This window comes from Chlorobium sp. N1, from assembly GCF_004332115.1.
Lineage (GTDB): Bacteria > Bacteroidota > Chlorobiia > Chlorobiales > Chlorobiaceae > Chlorobium.
Map to the genome: position 1 here is coordinate 620,078 of NZ_SJPA01000001.1, position 19,168 is coordinate 639,245.

At 63.4% G+C, this 19,168-nt stretch carries 20 protein-coding genes; 17 read left to right on the forward strand and 3 right to left on the reverse strand.

What is annotated here, in order from left to right; genetic code table 11:
• Position 1: 1 nt before the first annotated feature.
• From modD to mnhG, 17 genes are all read left to right on the forward strand, one after another.
• Positions 2-853, forward strand: a complete 852-nt coding sequence (gene modD, locus E0L29_RS02805; protein WP_131354302.1) for a ModD protein — start codon at positions 2-4, stop codon at positions 851-853.
• A 13-nt stretch (positions 854-866) separates the two neighbouring features.
• A complete protein-coding gene (gene modA / locus E0L29_RS02810) occupies positions 867-1,628 on the forward strand; it encodes a molybdate ABC transporter substrate-binding protein (RefSeq protein ID WP_131354304.1) in 762 nt (253 codons plus the stop codon).
• 30 nt (positions 1,629-1,658) lie between these two features.
• Positions 1,659-2,432 (forward strand): molybdate ABC transporter substrate-binding protein, encoded by a 774-nt coding sequence (gene modA / locus E0L29_RS02815; protein ID WP_131354306.1) that lies wholly within the window; start codon positions 1,659-1,661, stop codon positions 2,430-2,432.
• 12 nt (positions 2,433-2,444) lie between these two features.
• Positions 2,445-3,131: a molybdate ABC transporter permease subunit gene (gene modB, locus E0L29_RS02820; protein WP_131354308.1), complete on the forward strand. Its 687-nt coding sequence runs from the start codon at positions 2,445-2,447 to the stop codon at positions 3,129-3,131.
• The gene (gene modC, locus E0L29_RS02825; protein ID WP_131354310.1) at positions 3,128-4,183 is read left to right on the forward strand and encodes a molybdenum ABC transporter ATP-binding protein; all 1,056 of its coding nucleotides are present in this window, start codon (positions 3,128-3,130) and stop codon (positions 4,181-4,183) included. The genes modB and modC overlap by 4 nt, the downstream gene beginning before the upstream one ends.
• A 94-nt stretch (positions 4,184-4,277) precedes the next feature.
• Positions 4,278-5,015: an SDR family oxidoreductase gene (locus E0L29_RS02830; RefSeq protein ID WP_131354312.1), complete on the forward strand. Its 738-nt coding sequence runs from the start codon at positions 4,278-4,280 to the stop codon at positions 5,013-5,015.
• Between the two features lie 74 nt (positions 5,016-5,089).
• Positions 5,090-5,365: a hypothetical protein gene (locus E0L29_RS02835; protein WP_131354314.1), complete on the forward strand. Its 276-nt coding sequence runs from the start codon at positions 5,090-5,092 to the stop codon at positions 5,363-5,365.
• A 5-nt stretch (positions 5,366-5,370) separates the two neighbouring features.
• Entirely contained in the window at positions 5,371-5,745 is a 375-nt protein-coding gene (locus E0L29_RS02840; protein ID WP_131354316.1) for a phage holin family protein, read from the forward strand.
• Entirely contained in the window at positions 5,738-6,160 is a 423-nt protein-coding gene (locus E0L29_RS02845) for a hypothetical protein (RefSeq protein WP_131354319.1), read from the forward strand. The genes E0L29_RS02840 and E0L29_RS02845 overlap by 8 nt, the downstream gene beginning before the upstream one ends.
• A 178-nt stretch (positions 6,161-6,338) precedes the next feature.
• Entirely contained in the window at positions 6,339-9,845 is a 3,507-nt protein-coding gene (locus E0L29_RS02850; RefSeq protein WP_131354322.1) for an alpha-amylase family glycosyl hydrolase, read from the forward strand.
• A 226-nt stretch (positions 9,846-10,071) separates the two neighbouring features.
• On the forward strand, positions 10,072-12,375 hold the full coding sequence (locus E0L29_RS02855; protein ID WP_131354325.1) for a putative monovalent cation/H+ antiporter subunit A: 2,304 nt from the start codon (positions 10,072-10,074) through the stop codon (positions 12,373-12,375).
• Positions 12,372-12,788 carry a Na+/H+ antiporter subunit B gene (locus tag E0L29_RS02860; RefSeq protein ID WP_131354328.1) on the forward strand — a complete coding sequence of 139 codons (417 nt, stop codon included), beginning with the start codon at positions 12,372-12,374 and terminating at the stop codon, positions 12,786-12,788. The genes E0L29_RS02855 and E0L29_RS02860 overlap by 4 nt, the downstream gene beginning before the upstream one ends.
• Positions 12,785-13,150 carry a Na+/H+ antiporter subunit C gene (locus E0L29_RS02865; protein ID WP_131354331.1) on the forward strand — a complete coding sequence of 122 codons (366 nt, stop codon included), beginning with the start codon at positions 12,785-12,787 and terminating at the stop codon, positions 13,148-13,150. The genes E0L29_RS02860 and E0L29_RS02865 overlap by 4 nt, the downstream gene beginning before the upstream one ends.
• The gene (locus E0L29_RS02870) at positions 13,147-14,664 is read left to right on the forward strand and encodes a Na+/H+ antiporter subunit D (protein WP_131354332.1); all 1,518 of its coding nucleotides are present in this window, start codon (positions 13,147-13,149) and stop codon (positions 14,662-14,664) included. Before E0L29_RS02865 ends, E0L29_RS02870 begins: the two co-directional genes overlap by 4 nt.
• Complete coding sequence (locus E0L29_RS02875) at positions 14,661-15,134, forward strand: Na+/H+ antiporter subunit E (protein ID WP_131354335.1); 474 nt, start codon at positions 14,661-14,663, stop codon at positions 15,132-15,134. The genes E0L29_RS02870 and E0L29_RS02875 overlap by 4 nt, the downstream gene beginning before the upstream one ends.
• Entirely contained in the window at positions 15,131-15,403 is a 273-nt protein-coding gene (locus E0L29_RS02880) for a monovalent cation/H+ antiporter complex subunit F (protein WP_131354338.1), read from the forward strand. Before E0L29_RS02875 ends, E0L29_RS02880 begins: the two co-directional genes overlap by 4 nt.
• A complete protein-coding gene (mnhG, locus tag E0L29_RS02885) occupies positions 15,400-15,759 on the forward strand; it encodes a monovalent cation/H(+) antiporter subunit G (RefSeq protein ID WP_131354341.1) in 360 nt (119 codons plus the stop codon). The genes E0L29_RS02880 and mnhG overlap by 4 nt, the downstream gene beginning before the upstream one ends.
• Positions 15,760-15,906: 147 nt before the next feature.
• Here mnhG and E0L29_RS02890 read toward each other — a convergent pair whose 3' ends face one another.
• From E0L29_RS02890 to E0L29_RS02900, 3 genes are all read right to left on the reverse strand, one after another.
• Positions 15,907-17,202 (reverse strand): cytochrome b N-terminal domain-containing protein, encoded by a 1,296-nt coding sequence (locus E0L29_RS02890; protein WP_131354344.1) that lies wholly within the window; start codon positions 17,200-17,202, stop codon positions 15,907-15,909.
• A gap of 38 nt (positions 17,203-17,240) precedes the next feature.
• The gene (locus E0L29_RS02895; RefSeq protein ID WP_131354347.1) at positions 17,241-17,786 is read right to left on the reverse strand and encodes a Rieske (2Fe-2S) protein; all 546 of its coding nucleotides are present in this window, start codon (positions 17,784-17,786) and stop codon (positions 17,241-17,243) included.
• A 126-nt stretch (positions 17,787-17,912) separates the two neighbouring features.
• Entirely contained in the window at positions 17,913-19,055 is a 1,143-nt protein-coding gene (locus tag E0L29_RS02900; protein WP_131354350.1) for a carotenoid 1,2-hydratase, read from the reverse strand.
• Positions 19,056-19,168 lie beyond the last annotated feature (113 nt).

Here is a 19,168-nt window from a genome sequence, read left to right on the forward strand (position 1 = left end):
CATGACGCTCTACCAGCTCCCCGACCCAGAGATCGACCGCTTCATCGAAGAGGACGTCCCCTACGGCGACCTCACCACGAGCCTGCTCGGAATCGGCGGAAAGCCGGGATCCATCACCTTCACCACGCGCCACGAGACCACCCTCTGCTGTACGGAGGAAGCGGGACGCATCTTCGAGCGGCTGGGGGCAACGGTAGCGACCCTGAGCCCGAGCGGCACCGAGGCGGGCCCCGGCACGATGTTCCTCTCGGCGGAAGGAACGGCCGCGAGCCTGCATGCCGGATGGAAGGTGGCGCTGAACATGCTCGAGTACGCCTCCGGCATCGCAACGAGGACCTCGGGCATCGTCAAAAGCGCCCGAAGCACCAACCCGGCCATCAGCATCGCCACCACCAGGAAGTCTTTTCCCGGCACGAAAAAGACCGCCATCAAGGCGATCCTTGCAGGCGGGGCGACCCCACACCGGCTCGGGCTGTCGGAATCGATCCTGGTCTTCCGCCAGCACACCGAGTTCCTCGGCGGGATCGACAGCTTCCTTGAACGCATCCCTTCGCTGAAGGAGCGTGCCCCCGAGCACAAGATCCTCGTCGAGGCCGACAGCCCCGAAGAGGCACTCAGGATCGCCGCGGCGGGAGCCGACGTGGTGCAGATCGACAAGCTTCAGCCCGATCGGCTGAAAGAGCTCGTCCAGGCCCTGCGCGACATCGCTCCCAATATCAAGATCTCGGCCGCGGGAGGCATCACCCCCCAGAATGCCGCAGCCTACGCCGCAACCGGCATCGACATCATCGTGCTCTCATCGGTCTATTTCGGCAAACCGGCGGATATTGCCGCCGCCATGCAGCACTCCTGACCCCTTACAGGCCATGACGAACCGCATCCTCTCGACCATCCGGAAAGGAGCCCTGGGACTGCTGCTCACGATCACAACAGCAGCTCCGCTAGAGGCCGGCGAGCTCCACACCTCGGTCGGCGTGGGCCTGAAAGACGTCTTCAACGAAATCGTTGCCGGCTACACAACACGCCACCCCGAAACGACCTTCGTCAAGAACTTTGCCCCCACGGGGGCGGTTGCCAGCCAGATCATGCACGGGGCCAGGACCGACTTCGTCATCTCCGCCGACAGGAAATGGATGGAGTTCCTCAAAGAGCACGGAGCCATCGACGCCTCGACGGAACGGCTCCTGGCACGCAACTCGCTGGTCTTCATCGCAACGACGGCGCAGCGGGTCGAGGGCATGCAGGATCTCGAAAAGCTCAACCGGATCGCCGTCGGCAGCCCCAGAAGCGTCCCTGCCGGAGACTACGCGATACAGGCCGTCACGAACGCCGGCCTGGCCGGCACCATCAAAGGCCGCTTCATCATGGCCCGTGACGTGCGCGAGTGCCTCATGTACGCAGAACTCGGCGAGGCGGACGGCGGCTTCGTCTACAGAACCGATGCGCTTTTGGCAAAAAAGGCGACCATCCGCTTCAGCGTACCCGAAAAGCTCCATGCGCCGATCGAGTTCCGCATGGCCCTCACCCCCGGGGGCGCCGCAAAACCCGAAGCCAGGGCGTTCATCGCATGGCTGCAGCAGCCCGAAGCCCGGGCAGCCCTCAAGAAGCACGGCTACATCGTCGACTGAATCCCTGAACCTGCCATCTGCACCATACCTATGAACAGCCATCCGACCACCGCCAGGGGCGCCACCCTGCAACGCGCCGCACTCCTTCTCCTCCTTGCCCTCACCGCTGCCGTGCCGGCCATGGCCGGGGAACTTCGGCTCAGCGTCGCCGCAAGCCTGAAAGACGCGGTCGGCGAACTGAGCGCGAACTACACGAAAAAGCATCCGGAGACCACCTTCAGGAACAACTTCGCCGCCTCCGGGGCACTCGCCGGCCAGATCCACAACGGAGCACCGGCGGACATCTACATTTCGGCCAACAAAAAATGGATGGCCTTCCTGCAGACGGAGAAGGAGGTCGACCCGGCGAGCGTCAGGATCCTGGCCAGGAACACCCTCGTCTTCACCGGCACCGCCTCCGGAATGGTCACCTCGATGCAGGATCTTGCAACGCTGCACAAAATCGCCATCGGCAGTCCCAAAAGCGTCCCCGCCGGCCAGTACGCAATGGAAGCCATCACGAACGCCGGCATGGCCGGAAAGCTCGAGGGCAGGCTCGTCATGGCCAAGGACGTTCGCGAGTGCCTGATGTACGCCGAGCTCGGCGAGGTGGACGGCGGGTTCGTCTACAGGACCGATGCGCTCCTGGCCAAAAAGGCGAGCATCCGCTTCACGGTCCCCCGGCAGCTCTATCCTCCCGTCGAGTATCCCATGGCCCTGACCGTCGCCGGCGCCGGGAACGCCGAAGCGGTCGCCTTCTTCGCCTACCTGAAAAGCGGAGAGGCCCGCAGGGTGCTCGAGCGCTACGGGTTCGTCACCAGATAAGGGCACACCGGCATGCAGCTGACCCCCGAAGACATCCAGGCCATCAGGCTCTCCCTCCAGGTAGGCATCGTCGCCACGGCCTGCTCGCTCGTGCCGGGCTTCGCCGTAGCCTGGGTGCTGGCATTCAGGGAGTTCCGCGGCAAGGCGCTGCTCGAGGTCCTCGTCAGCCTCCCGCTCACCCTCCCCCCGGTAGTCATCGGCTTCCTGCTGCTCCTCCTCCTCGGGCGCAACGGCTGGGCCGCCCCGTTGCTCAATACCCTCGGCATCCAGCTCATCTTCACCTGGAAAGCGGCGGTCATCGCCTCCGCGACCGTAGGCTTTCCGCTCCTGGTCCGCTCGATACGGCTCGGCATGGAGTCGATCGACCCCAGCCTCATCCAGGCCGCCCAGACCCTCGGCGCCCCCTGGCACGACCGCCTCCTGACGGTGGTCCTGCCCCTTTCGATGCGGGGCATCCTTGCCGGATCGTCGCTCATGTTCGCCCGGAGCCTCGGCGAGTTCGGGGCCACCATCATCGTGGCCGGCAACATCCCCGGCCTGACGCAGACCATCCCGCTGGCCATCTACGACTACGCCGCCTCGCCGGCAAGCACCTCGATGGCGCTTTCGCTCTGCCTGGTATCGGTAGCCATCTCCGTCGTCGTCCTCTTCCTCCACGAAAACCTCGCCAGCCGCCTGGCCGGAAGGAGGCAGAGATGAAACTCCGCTTCGAGGCCGAAAAAGATTTCGGGAGCTTCCGCTTCGAGGCCGCCACCGAGGTCGAAGGGCGTACGATCGGCATCTTCGGCCAGTCGGGCAGCGGGAAATCCACCCTGGTCCACCTGGTCGCAGGGCTCCTGCAGCCCGACCGCGGGGAAATATTCCTTGACGGCGACTGCCTCTTCAGCAGCAGCCGGGGGGTGAATCTCAGCCCTCGAAAGCGGCGTGTGGGGCTGGTCTTCCAGCATGCGGCCCTCTTCCCCCACCTGAGCGTCCGCTCGAACCTCCTCTACGGCTACCGGCGCACGAAATCCGAACACCGGCGCATCGACCCCGGCCTGCTCATCGACGCGCTCGGGCTCGGAGGACTGATGCAGCGGGGGGTAGGAACCCTGTCGGGAGGCGAGAAACAGCGGGTCGCCCTCGGCCGCGCCGTCCTGGCAAACCCCCGCCTGCTCCTGATGGACGAACCGCTCTCGGCGCTCGACGACACGCTCCGCTTCCAGATCATCCCCTACCTGAAACGCGTAAGCGAGGAGTTTGCCGTTCCGGCTCTCTTCATCTCCCATTCGGTCATCGAGATGCAGCTCCTGGCCGACCGCGTCCTGACCATCCACGGAGGCACCGTTACCGGAGAGTGCTCCCCGGACGCCCTGGCACGCAGCGCCATGGCCGAAAACCGCAGAGGCTACACCAACCTCCTGCAGCTCTCGGGAGCGTCACCCGAAAACGGACTCTTCCGATACCGGTGGGGCGAAAATTGCCTGCAGATCTCAGACGGCCGGAACGGAGGAAGCGCACTCTACGAACTCTCTTCGCGCGACATCATCCTCTTCCGCAACCACCCCGAGGCCATCAGCGCCCGCAACCTCCTCGAATGCCGCGTCGCCGAACGCTTCGCTGCCGACCACCGCGTAGGGGTCGTGCTCGAATCGGGAGGCCGGCGCCTGGTGGCCGAAATCGTCCGGGATGCCGCCGAAGAGCTCGGCGTCAGGGAGGGTGCGACCGTGTTCGCCGCCATCAAGGCGTCCTCCTTCCGCCGCCTGCTCTGAGGGGGGGCCGCATCAACTTTTTATTTCAGGAACCCGTTTGCTACTTTTGAAGGAGTGGCAGCACAGGAGACCTAACGCACCCAACCGCAAGCACATGACCCAACCGGGAAAGAAAGTCTGCTTCATGACCGGGGCCACCGGCCGGCTCGGCAGCGAGATCGCCCTCTCCGTGGCCGGACAGGGATACACCATCTTCTTCACCTGGCACGCCTCGGAGAAGAAAGCCCTCGAGCTGCTCGAAAAGATCCGATGGATCAGCCCCGAATCGGAGATGGTGCGCTGCAGCACCTCGAAGCCGAAGGAGATCGGAAAAGCCTTCGAGGCCTTCAGAAAAAAGTTCGACCGGCTCGACCTGCTCATCGCGAGCGCCTCGAACTTCTTCGCCACCCCCCTGCCGGAGGTCACCGAAGAGGAGTGGGACAGCCTCGTCGACACCAACCTGAAGGGCACCTTCTTCACCATGCAGGAGGCGGTGCGGATCATGCAGAAGCAGCCCTTCACCTCGAAGATCATCACCATGGCCGACGTCTCGGCCGACCTGGTCTGGAAGAACTTCGCCCCCTACACGGTGGCCAAGGCCGGCGTGGTACACCTGACCAGGGTGTTCGCCAAGACCTTCGCCCCCCGCATCCTCGTCAACGCCATCGCGCCCGGTACCGTGACGCTCAACCCCGGCAAGGAGATGGAGACGGAGGAGGAGATGCTCAGGCGCATCCCGCTCGGCCGGCTCGGCGACCCGCTCGACATCGTCCGCGCCCTCCTCTTCCTGCTCGAGAGCGACTACGTCACCGGCCAGGTCCTCGCCGTCGACGGAGGGAGGCTGCTCGACTGAGATTTTTCCCCGAACCCCTTCGGGGAGTTTTCATATATTGCACTGGAACCACCTACAACTTTTTTCCTTCACCTATGGAACAGGACGTCCCGGTCATCATCCACGGCGCAGACGACGCCGCAGCATCGTCGAAAGCTTCGGCTGACGGCCGTATCCCCGAATCCATCCGCGAGATCAGCGACTCGCTCTCCGATGCCTTCAGCCGCTTCAGGGAGAGCGAATCCTACGACCGGCTGCTCGAGGGAGCGGCGGAGACCAAGGACTACATCCAAAAGAATCCCGGCCCGTCGCTGCTCTACGCCCTCGGCGCAGGAGTGCTTCTCGGCCTCATCCTCGGCAGGCGCCGCTAAGACGCATGAAACCGACCAAAGAGTCCGGAACGGACAGGCGGAAGGGGGGCATTCCGAAACTCCTCGACGAAACCCTCAGCTCGACCCTTGACGACGTCAAGACGATCGTCGACGCACGCATGGAGCTCATCAAGATCGAACTCTCAGAGAAGCTCGCGATCTTGACGGCCGTTCTTGTCATCGCCGTGATCCTCGTTGCCGGAGCGGCATACCTGGTAACCACGATCGCATTCTTCGTCGGAGAGCTGACGGGGCACGTCTCGCTCGGGTTCCTCTCGGTCAGCCTCGTCTTCATCGGAGCCTTCGTCTTCCTCACCCGGTTCCGGCCGAACCTGCTGAAGGACCTGATCCAGAAATTCATCATCTCCCTCTATGACTAAGAAGAACGAGCATCTCGAAAGCGTACAGGCACGTATAGAAGCACTGCAGGAGACCATCGCCGAACGGGAACGCGACATCAGGGAGCGGGCGGGCAGGTTCCAGGAACGCCTGGAAAAGGAGATCTCCCCCGTCGAAATGGTCCGCCGGCACCCCTGGCAGGCGGCCTTCGGCGCCCTCGCCGTCGGCTTCCTCACCGGCAGGATGCTCAGGGGCGGCGGCTCCCCGGCCGAACACCCCGAGCAGCAGGAGTTCCCCCAGGCCCCCCTGGCCCCCATGGCGCAGAGGAGCGCAGTCCTCCCGGACATCCGGCTCGAGCTCATCCGCTCGGCAAAGGAGCTCGGCGTCAGCTACCTGCAGCGCTACATCGACAGCCGGTTCCGCAAAACGCCGGAAGCACCCGTACAGCAGAACTGAAGGCCATCCTCCGCTTGCCGGCCTGCGCCGGGCGCCCGAGCCCCGAAATCGTGCGCCGCAGGGCGACTTGTCGGGGAAATTGCGTACCTTGCCGATGACCTTCTGAAGACCGTCGTGCACCGCGGTGGAGCACGCAAACCACAACCCGCTGCGGTGCGCCGCCGCTGCACCAGAGACTATGACCATCAAGAACACCCTGCCCGAGGCCCTCACAAAGGAACACTTCTACGTCAACAGGAAGGCCCGGCAGCTCTTCCACCTCACCGACCCCGACTTCCTCTCCCTCCCCGCGACGGGTTCAGGAAGCCTCCGGGCCGCAGAACGGCAGGCAGCCGTCATCAACGACTACCTGAAAAAGGAGCAGCAGGGTGCGGCAAAACCGATACTGCCGGCCCAGCTCCACGGCATGAAACTCCTGCACGAGCTCTTCCATTTCGTGATGGCCCGCTCGATCGCACGCCGGGAGCCCGACCTGCTCGAAAAAGCCTACGGGCGGTTCAGCCGGGAGCTCTCCGAAGAGCAGTCGGCCGCCTACCTGGCCCGCTTCCTCACCACGTTCCCGACCACAGGGGTCTTCACCGGAGCGGAAAGCCCGGCCGATGCCCTCAGCCGCCCCGAAGAGCGGATCAACCTTGTCGAAGAGTCCTTCCTCGTCTGGCTCAACAACCAGAACCCGGCACTCGAGCCCTTCTCGGCGCTCATCAGCGACAGTGAACTCAGACGGCAGGAGGCCTACCGCAAACTGATCCTCGCGCTCCAGTCCTCGATGCAGGCCATGGGCCCCGTCGGCCCCGACAACGAGGACCTCGCAACCCTGCTCACCCGGCCCATGCGCCACGCCCCCGACTCCATCCTCGAGCAGCTGCGCTACATCCGGCTCAACTGGTCGGAGCTGCTCGAGGGCTCGTCCTTCTGGGAGCTGCTCTCCGGCGCCATCGAGCTGATCGAGGACGAGGACAAGTACCTCTTTTTCGAACGCATCTCACGCGAACAGGGCCGCCACGAGTACGCCTTCTTCGACAAGGACGCCTTCGTGCCGGACTACTCCTCTCTCGACGACGGACCGGCCAACTACTCCAGCGACTCGAGCTGGATGCCGGAGGTGGTCATGCTCGCCAAGAGCACCTACGTCTGGCTCGACCAGCTCTCGAAGACCTACGGCCGCGGAGTGCACCGCCTGCAGGACATCCCCGACGAAGAGCTCGACCGCATCGCCGCTCAGGGCTTCACCGCCCTCTGGCTGATCGGCCTCTGGCAGCGCAGCCACGCCTCGCGCGAAATCAAGCAGATGCAGGGCAACCCCGAAGCGAAAGCCTCGGCCTACGCCCTCGAGAAATACGACATCTCCGACGACATCGGCGGATACGAAGGCTACCAAAACCTCCGCCACCGCGCCATGCAGCGCGGGATACGCCTGGCCAGCGACATGGTTCCGAACCATACCGGCATGGACTCGGAGCTCGTGCGCGAGAGGCCCGACTGGTTCCTCTCGGCATCGAACCCGCCCTACTACAACTATTCGTACACCGGACCGAACCTGAGCCCCGACCCGCGCTACACCATCCAGCTCGAGGACGGCTACTGGAACCGCACCGACGCCGCGGTCACCTTCAAGCGCATCGACCACACGAGCGGCGACACCCGCTACATCTACCACGGCAACGACGGCACGAACATGCCGTGGAACGACACGGCGCAGCTCAACTTCCTCTCGGCCGAGGTGCGTGAAGCCGTCATCCAGCAGATCCTCCATGTGGCAAGGATGTTCCCGATCATCCGCTTCGACGCCGCCATGGTGCTTGCCAAGCGCCACATCCAGCGGCTCTGGTTCCCGCTCCACGGCCAGAGCGCGGCCGTCCCGTCGCGCTCGAGCTACTCGATGAGCATGGCCGAGTTCAACGCCGCCATCCCCGAGGAGTTCTGGCGGGAGGTGGTCGACCGCATCCACCAGGAGGTGCCCGACACGCTGCTGCTGGCCGAAGCGTTCTGGATGCTCGAGGGCTACTTCGTGCGCACGCTCGGCATGCACCGCGTTTACAACAGCGCCTTCATGCACATGCTGAAGAAAGAGGACAACGCCAGCTACCGCTACCTCATCAAGAACACCCTGGAGTTCGACCCGGAGATCCTCAAGCGCTACGTCAACTTCATGAACAACCCCGACGAGGACACCGCCATCGCGCAGTTCGGACGGGGCGACAAGTACTTCGGCGTCTGCATCGTCATGCTCACCGTCCCGGGCCTGCCGATGTTCGGCCACGGCCAGGTCGAGGGGTTCACCGAGAAGTACGGCATGGAATACGCGAAGGCCTACTACGACGAACAGCCCGACGGGCACCTCGTCTGGCGGCACTACCAGGAGATCTTCCCGATCATGAAGAAGCGCCCTCTCTTCGCCGAGGTGCAGAACTTCTACCTCTACGACGTCTACTCCCCCGAGGGATCGGTCAACGAGAACGTCTTTGCCTACTCGAACATGCATAACGGCGAGCGCGCCCTCGTCATCTACAACAACAGTTTCGAACGGGCGACAGGATGGGTGAAGACCTCGGTCGGGTACCTCCGCGACGGCCAGATCCGGCAGAGCTCGCTCGGAGACGGCCTCGCCCTCACAGACGAACACGACGCCTACGTCGTCTTCCGCGACCAGTCGTGCGGCCTGGAGTTCATCCGTTCGGTCCGCGAGATCAGGGAGCAGGGCCTCTTCATGGCCCTCGACGGCTACAAGTACAACGTCTTCCTCGACTTCCGCGAGGTACGCCCCTCCAGGCTCAGGCCATACGACCGCCTGGCCCGCCAGCTCGACGGCCGGGGCACGGAGTCGATAGAGCACGACGTGCTCGAAATCAGCCTCTCGCCGCTCCACCGCAGGATGCGCGAAACCCTCGAATGCGCTCCCCGTCCTTCCCGGAAGGCGGCGGACGCCGAGCGATTCCGGGCCCTCACCGCCGCCCTGCTCAGGGACCTTTCGAGAGAGTTCAGCTCGCTGATGGAAAAGCCGCTCGAGGTGCCCGAAGCGGTCGAAGGGCTCGCTGCCCGGCGCTTCACGAAAGCAGCCGAAATCGAGGCCGGGCTGAAACTCGAGCCCGACACAAAAAAGCTCCGGGCAGCGCTCGGCATCGAAAACGGGGAGGAGTCCGAAACCACGGCCTACGGAACCCTTGCCGCCCACTGGATCCTGCTCGAAGCCGTGCAGGAGATGCTTGGCGAAAACGGCGAGCTGCAGCGCAACCTCGTCGACGACTGGCTGCTCCAGGGAACGCTCGGCGCGCTCTACGGCGAAGGCTCCCTCTGCTCGGTTCCGGGAGAGGGCATCGCGGAGCTCGTCTCCTGCCTCGCATCCCCTGCACCCGATCCGGTGCCTGAAGGGCTGGCCGAAGCCGCGCTGGAGGCCATGCGCTCGATCCGCCGGAGCGGATCGAACCACCTCGACCGGATGCTCCAGCTCGAGGAGCACCACCAGAAGCACTGGTTCCGCGAACACCGCTTTGCCATGCTCGCCGCCTGGCTCACCCTCCGCGCAGTGCTCACTCGGGGCGAGGCCGAAGGGAGCGATGCGCCGACAACGAAAAAAACAGACGCAGTCCCCACGGCCGCATGGCTGGAGGCGATCGAAACGCTCGACATGCGGGCGTTCCTGGCCGGCTACGAGCTGGGATCGCTCTTCAGGGGCGGAGCGGCCTGAAGAACCGCCGGAGCGACGGAAGGGGCCCCGGGAGCGGCCCTTTTCCGCCGCAAGCCGGAGCGCCTCGCCGAGAGGGCCCTCCGCATGAAAAATCACCGCCCTCCGGGAAACCCTCCCGCGCTCCCCGCTGTTCGTGTACAGGAAGTTCCGTATTGCACAACAAGAAGGCGCATATCGATCCCTGCGCTTCGCACCGACAACAACCCCAACAGCGCCACAGCCCACCGTGTCAATCCTGCTTGCCATAGGCTTTCTCGCCTCAGCCATCGCGCCGCTGCTGCACCGGCGCTTCAGGGAGAATTTCGGCTGGATCGCCCTCATCTTCCCGCTCTCGATGTTCCTGGGGCTGCTCTGGCACTATCCGACGGTTGCCGGAGGCATGGTGGTCCGGGAGTCGATTCCCTGGGTTGCGTCGCTCGGCGTGAACCTCTCGTTTGCGCTTGACGGGCTGAGCCTGACCTTTGCAATGATCATCACCCTCATCGGAGCGGCGGTCTTTCTCTATGCAGGAGCCTACATGAAGGAGTACCCCGATGCAGGGCGCTTCTTCCTCTATATCGGCGTCTTCATGACCTCGATGCTGGGTCTCGTGCTCTCCGCCAACACGATCCTGCTCTTCATCTTCTGGGAACTCACCAGCATCAGTTCATTCCTTCTGATCGGCTTCAACCACCAGAGGGAATCATCGAGAAAATCAGCCATCCAGGCCCTCCTGGTCACCGGCGGGGGCGGCCTGGCGCTGCTGGCCGGCTTCATCCTGCTCAGAGAGGTGACGGGGAGCTTCGAGATCGCCGACATGTACGACATGAACGCCCTCATCACCGCCCACCCGCTCTATCCGGCAATCGTCGTGCTGATGCTGCTGGGGGCGTTCACGAAGTCTGCGCAGTTCCCGTTCCATTTCTGGCTCCCGAACGCCATGGAAGCGCCGACACCGGTCAGCGCCTACCTGCACTCGGCGACCATGGTCAAGGCCGGCATCTACCTGGTCGCCCGCATGAACCACGAGATCGGCGGAACGCCGCTCTGGCAGGACACGCTGCTCGCCACCGGAGCCGCAACCATGCTCTTCACCTCGGTGCTCGCGCTGGGTGCGACCGACCTGAAGAAACTGCTTGCCTATTCCACCCTCTCGGTACTCGGCACCCTCATGCTTCTGCTCGGCATCGGCTCGCCGCTTGCCATCAAGGCGTTCTTCATCTACCTCATCGCCCATTCGCTCTACAAGGGAACACTTTTTCTCGTGGCCGGTACGCTTGACCATGAGACCGGCACCCGGGACGTCCGACGCCTGGGGGGACTCCGCCGCGCCATGCCGATAACGGCGGCCACCGCGGCGCTCGCATCCTTTTCGATGATGGGGGTGATCCCGCTGGTGGGCTTCATCGGCAAGGAGACCGTCTACAAGTCGATCCTCGAGCTCGACACCTGGGGCATCCCCCTCATCGCGGCGGCCGTGACGGCCAACGCCTTTATCGTGATGGTCACGCTCCTTGTGGGATTCAGGCCCTTCTGGGGCAAAGCCCGCGCCACGCCGAAACATCCGCACGAAGCGCCCCTGAAGATGCTTCTCGGGCCGGGGCTGCTTGCCGTTCTCGGCCTGCTCTTCGGCCTGTTCCCGGACCTCTTCATCTCAACCCTCCTCGACCAGTCCGCCTTGAGCATCCTCTCGGAAAAGATCGGGCTGAAGATCACGCTCTGGCACGGCGTCAACATGGTGCTGTTCCTCAGCCTCGCCACCCTCCTGGCGGGGGGAGTGGCCTACCGGCTCCGCAACGCCCTGCAGGAACGTCTCGACGGGTTCAGGGCGCCCGCCCTCATGAAGCCCTCCTCATGGTACGAAGCCCTGGTGGGAGGAATGCTGAAATCGGCCAGACTGCAGACCGCCCTGCTGCAGAACGGCTACCTCCGCAACTACATCCAGATCGTGCTGATCACCGCCCTCTCGGCAGCCGCCTATGCGCTCTACCAGGCGGCCGACCGGGTCAGGATCGTGCCGGACGTTTCCATCACGTTCTATGAGGCGGCGCTCGGCATCATCATCATTGTGGCCACATGGATGCTCGTCACCTCGCAGTCCCGACTGAAGTCGATCGTGGCGCTCGGCGTCGTGGGATTTTCGATCGGCATCATTTTCGTCATCTACGGCGCGCCGGACGTGGCGCTCACCACCTTCGCCATCGAAACCCTCAACGTCATCCTCTTCGTGCTGGTGCTCTACCGCCTTCCGAAGTTCGTCAGCCTCTCGAGCACCTCGAACAGGATTCGCGACGCCATCATTGCCGGATCGGCCGGCCTGTTCATGACGATGACCATCCTTTTGGCCACCTCGTTCGATCTCTCCTCGAAACTGAAGGAGTATTATGCGGCGGCAAGCGTGCCGGAAGGAAGAGGACGCAATATCGTCAATGTGATCCTGGTGGACTTCAGGGCGATCGACACCCTCGGGGAGATCACCGTGCTGGCGATCGCGGCGCTCGGAGTCCTGGCCCTCCTGAAGCCGGGGCCGGAGGAGGGACGGAGGCCATGAACTCGATCATCCTTGCGACGGCATCGCGCTATCTGCTGATGCTGCTGTTGATGTTCTCGGTCTTCCTGCTCTTCAGGGGGCACAACGAACCGGGCGGAGGATTTGCCGGCGGGCTCGTGGCAGCCGCAGCCTATGCACTCTACGTTATCGCGAACGGAATCGATGCGGCACGCTCCGTCCTGCGCACCGATCCCATGCGGATCGTGGCGGCAGGCCTGGCAACGGCCCTGTTGAGCACCCTCCCGTCGCTCTTGGCGGGAAAACCCTTCATGACCGGCATCTGGATCGACACCATGAGCCCCGTCGGCAAGATCGGCACGCCCCTGCTCTTCGATATCGGAGTCTACCTCCTGGTGCTCGGCATGACGCTCACCATCATTTTCGCACTTGCGGAGGAGGACGCCACGAGATGACCCTTCTTCTTGCCATCATCACCGGCGTGCTCTATGCCGCCGGCATCTACCTCATGCTCCGGCGGAGCATGGTGAAGGTGATCTTCGGGCTGATCTTCCTCGGCCATGCGGCCAACCTCATGATCTTTACCGTGGGGCGCCTCTGCAAGGGAGCGCCGGCGTTCGTGGAGGAAGGGGCCATGCAGGCCGTCGAACCCTTTGCCGACCCCCTGCCGCAGGCCCTCATACTCACGGCGATCGTCATCGGATTCGGAGTCCAGGCCTTCACCATCGTCCTCTTCAAGCGGACCTACCGCACGCTCGGCACCGAAGACCTCGACGAGATGAGATCGACAGACCGGCTTCCGGAGGAAAACCCATGAGCATCCTGCCCATCCTGCCGGTGCTGATTCCGTTTGCGGCGGCGATACTCATGCTCCTGCTTGCGAACAGGACGGCCGCGCACCGGGCGCTGAACCTCTTTTCGACGCTGCTGCTTGCCGCAGCCTCCGGCTTCATGCTCCAGAGCGTGGTGGCGGATGGCCCGATGGCGCTCCGGATCGGAGGCTGGGACGCCCCCTTCGCCATCGCCTTCGTCGCCGACACCCTTTCGGCAGTCATGACGTGCGCCGCCGCGCTCATCGGGCTCACCACGGCGATCTACTCCCTCGGCGCCGTCGACAAGACGAGGGAGCACCACTTCTACCATCCGCTCCTGCAGCTGCTCCTGATGGGCGTCAACGGCGCATTCCTGACGGGCGACGTCTTCAACCTCTATGTCTGGTTCGAGGTGATGCTCATCTCCTCGTTCGTGCTTCTGGTCCTCGGAAGCACCCCCCGGCAGCTCGAGGGTGCGATCAAGTACGTGACGCTGAACCTGCTCTCCTCGGCGATTTTCCTGGCGGCCACCGGCATGCTCTACGGCATGGCAGGCACCCTGAACATGGCCGACCTGGCACTCAGGATCCCCCATGTCGAGCACCGCGAACTGATGCAGGTCGTCTCGGTGCTCTTCCTCGTCACCTTCGGGGTGAAAGCGGCCCTCTTCCCGCTCTTCTTCTGGCTTCCGGCCTCATACCATACGCCGCCGGTCGCCGTATCGGCCATGTTCGCCGGCCTGCTCACCAAGGTCGGCGTCTACGCGCTCATCCGTTTCTTCACGACCATCTTCACCGGCGAGGACGCCGAGCTGGCCCACCGGCTGCTCCTCTGGACGGGAGGGTTCACCATGGTGACGGGGGTGCTCGGGGCGGTCGCGCAGTATGACGTGCGCAAGCTGCTCAGCTTCCACATCATCAGCCAGATCGGCTACATGGTATTCGCGGTTGCGATCCACTCGCCGCTGGCGGTGGCCGGCGGACTGTTCTACATGCTGCACAACATCGCCGCCAAGACCAACCTCTTCTACATGGCCGGGATCATGAAGCGCCTCGGGGGATCCTACGACCTGCGCCGGATCGGGGGGCTCTACCGCCCGTTCCCCCTCCTGGGGCTGCTGTTCCTCGTTCCGGCCCTCGGCCTTGCGGGCATCCCTCCCCTGTCCGGCTTCTGGGCGAAGCTGCTGGTGATACGGGCAGCCATGGAGACGGGCCACTGGACGCTTGCCGGCATCGCCCTCGGCGTCGGCATGCTGACGCTCTTTTCGATGATAAAGATCTGGAACGAGGGGTTCTGGAAGGAACACCCCGATAGCGGCCATGATCCTGCCGACTCCTCCTTCCACGATCTCGGGCCGGAAAAGCAGGCCATGATGATTGCGCCGGTCGTCATGCTTGCACTGGTGACGGTGGCGTTCGGGTTCTGGTTCGAACCCGTCTTCGCCCTCGTCGACCACGCCGCCCGGGAGCTCCTCGACCCTGCGCGCTATATCGCTGCGGCACTGGGAGGTGCTCAATGAATCCGTTCCTGATAAACCTGCTGCTGGCCATCTCCTGGATGCTGCTCGTCGGCGAGGTCAGCGCCTCCACGTTCTCGGCCGGTCTCGTGATCGGATACGCGCTCCTGTGGCTCTCGAGATCGGCATGGAAGGAAAGCCGGTATTTCCGGAAGCTGCCGAAGGTGCTCGGCTTTTTCCTCTACTTCCTCAAGGAGCTCCTCATCGCCAACCTGAAAGTGGCATTCGACATCGTCACGCCGAAGAACTATATGAAACCCGGCATCATCGCCGTTCCGCTCGACGTCAAGAGCGATATCGAAATCACCCTCTTCGCCAACCTGGTCACCCTGACGCCCGGCACACTGAGCCTCGACGTTTCGGAAGACCGCAGCACGCTGTACGTGCACGCCCTCTATGTCGAGGATGCCGGGCGGTTCAGGAGCGCGCTGAAGGAGGGACTTGAAAAAAGATTGCTGGAGGTGATGCGATGAGCTTCATGGAGTGGGCCGTACAGCTGTCGGTGATCTTCATCGGCCTGTCGATACTGATCATCTTCGTGCGCCTCGTCATCGGGCCCTCGATCGAGAACCGCATCGTGGCGCTCGACCTGCTTTCGGCCAACGCGATCGCATTCATCGCCGTCTACTCGATCCAGAAGAATACCACGACGTTTCTCGACGTGGGCATCATCGTGGCGCTTCTGGCCTTTCTCGGCACGGTGGCGTTCGCCTATTATCTCGGAAGGAGGAATGCACCATGACGGAACTCCTCAGCGGAACCCTGCTGCTGCTCGGCACCCTGTTCATCCTGCTCTCGGCGGTCGGCATCCTGAAGATGCCGGACCTCTACACGCGCATGTCGGCCACCACGAAGGCCTCCACGCTCGGCATCGGCCTGGTGCTGCTCGGCACCATCCTCTACTGGCAGGATTTCGGGATCGCCTCCCGGGCCATCGCCATCATCCTCTTCCTGTTCCTGACGGCCCCCGTGGCCGCCCACATCATCGGCCGCGCAGCCTACTTCGGCGGTGAGCCCCTGTGGAAGGAAACCCGCATCGACGAACTCGGGGGACGAAACTCCCCAGGGAAGAAGAGGGAGCGGGCGGAGAAGGGCTGACGGCAGAAGAAGGAACCGGGGCGGAAACGCCGGACCCTCCCTCCCCAACGACCAGAAATTGAACCCGGAATCGGAACGGGCACAAAAAAAGCCGCCCCGTGCGTGGTGCATGGGGCGGCTGGGGATGTTGCCGTTCTCGTGAGCGGCTCAGAGCGCGCTGTATTCAGCGTAGACCCTGTAGGTGTTGATCACGAGGAAAGCGAGGACCAGAAGGCCGAAGATGGTGAAGAGCGGGCTCTTCTCTTCGCGCGAAGCCTTCCTGTCGATGAACGGCACTGCGCCCCATACGACGGCTCCGATGGTGAAGAGGATGATGGCCATGAGTTCACCGCCCTCGAAGGTGAAGTCCTTCAGGAGCTGGAACTGCGCCCAGAAGTACCATTCCGGCTTGATGCCGACCGGTGCGGAACCGAGCGGATCAGCCTGGACGCCGATCTCCCACGGGAAGACTGCGGACAGGTAGACAAGGAGACCGAAGCCGATGAGCCAGCCGATGGCATCCTTGGCAAGGAAGGTGGGGAAGAACTTCTCGTAGCCCTTGATCATGCCGGACTCCTTGTAGCCGATCGGTGCGGAGGTACCGAGCACCTGCACCAGGAGAAGGTGTGCGGAAAGGACGAGAAGAAGCAGGCCGGGAAGCAGCACGACGTGCAGCGAGAACATCCTGGTCAGGGTCTCGGGGCTGACCTCTTCGCCACCGCGGAGGATGTCGACGAGGATGGCGCCGCCGGGCATGACCTTGGGAACCTCGGTTCCGACCTGGGTAGCGAAGAATGCAAGCTCGTTCCAGGGCAGCAGGTAGCCGGTGAAGCCGAACCCGAGGCTGAGGACGAGAAGCACGAAACCGCTTACCCACATGAGCTCACGGGGCTTGCGGTAGGACTTCATGAAGAAGGTGCTGAACATGTGGATGAAGGCCATGCCGACCATCAGGTTGGCAGACCATGCATGGATCTGGCGGATGAGCCAGCCGAAAGGCACTTCCTTCTGGATGAAGACGAACGAGGAGAACGCCTCTGCGCCGGTCGGCTTGTAGTACTGCAGAAGCAGGAGGCCGGTCAGCACCTGGATCATGAAGAAGAACAGGGTGAGGCCGCCGAAGTAGTACCAGAACGACAGCTTGTGCTTCGGAACCTCTTTCTTCTTCAGGTAGGCGATGACGGGCTCAAGGACGTAGAAACGCTCCTGGAACCATGCACCGACGGGGCTGACCTTCGAATCCTTGAACGGATTCGTGTCGGCGCGCTCTACCGGCGGCTTGTAGACTCCGCCCTGTGCGGCGGCGGGTTTGGCGGCGGCGGGCTTCGCTGCCGCAGGCGCTGCAGGCTTTGCCGCAGCAGGTTTTGCGGCTACCGGAGCTGCCGGCTTTGCGGCTCCCGGTGCAGCGGGTTTCGGCTTCGGCGGCACATTGCCCGCACCGGCATTCTGATTGTTTTCAGCCATATTTCCAGACTCCCTTGTTTTTCAGCAAAAGTTTGAGATTACACGATCGAGATGATGAGGTCGTCGCCTTCTACCCGGACACCGAAGGGAGCCAGGGGAAGGGGCTGCGGACCCGAGATGATTTCACCGGTCTGGGTGTACTTCGCACCGTGGCAGGGGCAGAAGATCTGATTGTCCTTGTCTTCCCAGCGGACGAGGCAGCCGAGGTGGGTGCAGACTGCGCTGCAGGCGGTCAGCGTGCCGTTGTCGTTGATGACGATGACCTTGTCCTTGTTGAATGCGAAAATCTTGCCGCTGTTGAGGGGCACCTCAGAAGCTTTTCCTACGACCATCTCCTTGACCTCCTTGATCTCACGGACGGGGGGAATGATGAATTTGACGACGGGATAGAGAGTCGAAACAGCAACGGCCGCACCGACGCCGCCGACAACCTTGCCGAGGAAGCCGCGGCGCTCGAAATCAACGCCCTTCAGACCCTCTTCACGCGCTTTTCCGCCGGGAACCGATCCCGATGAAGAGGCCGGTGCACCACCTTCAAGGGCACCCATCCTGGACGGGCTCTTGAAATTACCTTGTTGTGCCATTACAATGTATCTCCTTTTAAAAGCTATTGTTATGAAGTAAGAAAACAGGTGCCGCAACGCCCGCCCTCACGTTCGTGGCGTCTCTCCCTGCAGGCGACGGCGAACAAACTCAGAATTTACCAAATTCTACCGTTTAAACCAATCCAATCGATCTTTAATAAAATTATACCTCCGGTACATGGCGGACTCCTCCCCGTCGCGCCAGACCCGGCTCCGGGTGAAGAAACGCATGAAGCGGGACTCGAGCCGGACAGGACTGAGGAACTCCGAAATCCCCCCGAGCCCGTCGATGCGCTCGCCGTCGAGCTCGAGGCTGATGCTCGAGGAGAAGCGCAGGTAGAATGGCCCCGCGTCGAGCACCCGCTGCTGGTCGATGGTGATCGCGACGTCGCCGTCGGTGATCCGGAGCTCACGGCCGTGCGGAGGAGCGAAGAACCCCCGGGTGAAACGGCTCTCGCTGAAACCGGCGCCGTCCCGGACGACGGTGCCGCCCCGGAGGTTGTCACCGAGCATGAGGAGGGTGAGCGGCTTGAAGGCGGGGTTGCGGAAGAAGATCACGTAGTAGATGACGTCGACCCGCTCGGAGAAGGCCCGGCCCCAGTACCAGCGGGAGATGTACTCCTGCATCGGCATGGTGCCGAGGTTGTGGTCGTGGTAGCCGTCGGCCCGGACCTCGATGCGCCGCGACGCCACACCCGGCCGGGCGTCGCTGACCTCGACCCGCCCGCTGACCTCGGCGCGCGGGACCCTGAGCAGCCACTGGTGGCAGGGCACGGCCCCCTCGTTGTTGCCGTCCCGGCGGCGGTAGTCGACCGTGCGGCACGCGCTGAAGAGGAGCTCGGCCTGCACCGACTTCTGCCGTGCGGGAAAGTCGAAGTCGATCGAAAGCCGGTACTCGTCCCTCAGCGCATCGTAGGTGAAGCGGCTCTTCTCGAAGGCGGCGCCGACGGCCGTGCGTGAACTCTCGAAGAGCCCGCGGCGCCCCTCGCGGATGAAGTTGATGGTTTCGCGCCCCTGCTCGTAGAGCTGGAAACTGAAGCCGGCGTAGTCGAGCGGGGCCGGGGCGCCGTCGGAACCGCCGGCGCCGTTGCGCTGCCAGCGTTCGTAGTGCTCCTGGTATGAAGGGGAAAAGGGAAACCCGGCGAACCAGATGACGACGATCGAAACGCCGCTTTGGGGGTCTTCGATGTCGAAATACCACCACTCGTACGCACCGGGATCCTGCAGGTCATGCCATCTCTCCTCAGCAGGCTCAGTGGTGATGTTCATACCGGAGGATGATGAGGTTCGGGCTCCTGAAAGGCTGGTGGAGGCGCTATGGATATGGGGGTTGCACGCATGCCGGCTGGCGGGAGGGCGGCGCCCCGTGTCCGGGGAGAGGC

Excerpts from the sequence above, each read along its gene's own strand:
- modD (WP_131354302.1), top strand. The coding sequence starts at position 2 with ATGACGCTCTACCAGCTCCCCGACCCAGAGATCGACCGCTTCATCGAA.
- modA (WP_131354304.1), top strand. The coding sequence starts at position 867 with ATGACGAACCGCATCCTCTCGACCATCCGGAAAGGAGCCCTGGGACTG.
- modA (WP_131354306.1), top strand. The coding sequence starts at position 1,659 with ATGAACAGCCATCCGACCACCGCCAGGGGCGCCACCCTGCAACGCGCC.
- modB (WP_131354308.1), top strand. The coding sequence starts at position 2,445 with ATGCAGCTGACCCCCGAAGACATCCAGGCCATCAGGCTCTCCCTCCAG.
- modC (WP_131354310.1), top strand. The coding sequence starts at position 3,128 with ATGAAACTCCGCTTCGAGGCCGAAAAAGATTTCGGGAGCTTCCGCTTC.
- E0L29_RS02830 (WP_131354312.1), top strand. The coding sequence starts at position 4,278 with ATGACCCAACCGGGAAAGAAAGTCTGCTTCATGACCGGGGCCACCGGC.
- E0L29_RS02835 (WP_131354314.1), top strand. The coding sequence starts at position 5,090 with ATGGAACAGGACGTCCCGGTCATCATCCACGGCGCAGACGACGCCGCA.
- E0L29_RS02840 (WP_131354316.1), top strand. The coding sequence starts at position 5,371 with ATGAAACCGACCAAAGAGTCCGGAACGGACAGGCGGAAGGGGGGCATT.
- E0L29_RS02845 (WP_131354319.1), top strand. The coding sequence starts at position 5,738 with ATGACTAAGAAGAACGAGCATCTCGAAAGCGTACAGGCACGTATAGAA.
- E0L29_RS02850 (WP_131354322.1), top strand. The coding sequence starts at position 6,339 with ATGACCATCAAGAACACCCTGCCCGAGGCCCTCACAAAGGAACACTTC.
- E0L29_RS02860 (WP_131354328.1), top strand. The coding sequence starts at position 12,372 with ATGAACTCGATCATCCTTGCGACGGCATCGCGCTATCTGCTGATGCTG.
- E0L29_RS02865 (WP_131354331.1), top strand. The coding sequence starts at position 12,785 with ATGACCCTTCTTCTTGCCATCATCACCGGCGTGCTCTATGCCGCCGGC.
- E0L29_RS02870 (WP_131354332.1), top strand. The coding sequence starts at position 13,147 with ATGAGCATCCTGCCCATCCTGCCGGTGCTGATTCCGTTTGCGGCGGCG.
- E0L29_RS02875 (WP_131354335.1), top strand. The coding sequence starts at position 14,661 with ATGAATCCGTTCCTGATAAACCTGCTGCTGGCCATCTCCTGGATGCTG.
- E0L29_RS02880 (WP_131354338.1), top strand. The coding sequence starts at position 15,131 with ATGAGCTTCATGGAGTGGGCCGTACAGCTGTCGGTGATCTTCATCGGC.
- mnhG (WP_131354341.1), top strand. The coding sequence starts at position 15,400 with ATGACGGAACTCCTCAGCGGAACCCTGCTGCTGCTCGGCACCCTGTTC.
- E0L29_RS02890 (WP_131354344.1), bottom strand. The coding sequence starts at position 17,202 with ATGGCTGAAAACAATCAGAATGCCGGTGCGGGCAATGTGCCGCCGAAG.
- E0L29_RS02895 (WP_131354347.1), bottom strand. The coding sequence starts at position 17,786 with ATGGCACAACAAGGTAATTTCAAGAGCCCGTCCAGGATGGGTGCCCTT.
- E0L29_RS02900 (WP_131354350.1), bottom strand. The coding sequence starts at position 19,055 with ATGAACATCACCACTGAGCCTGCTGAGGAGAGATGGCATGACCTGCAG.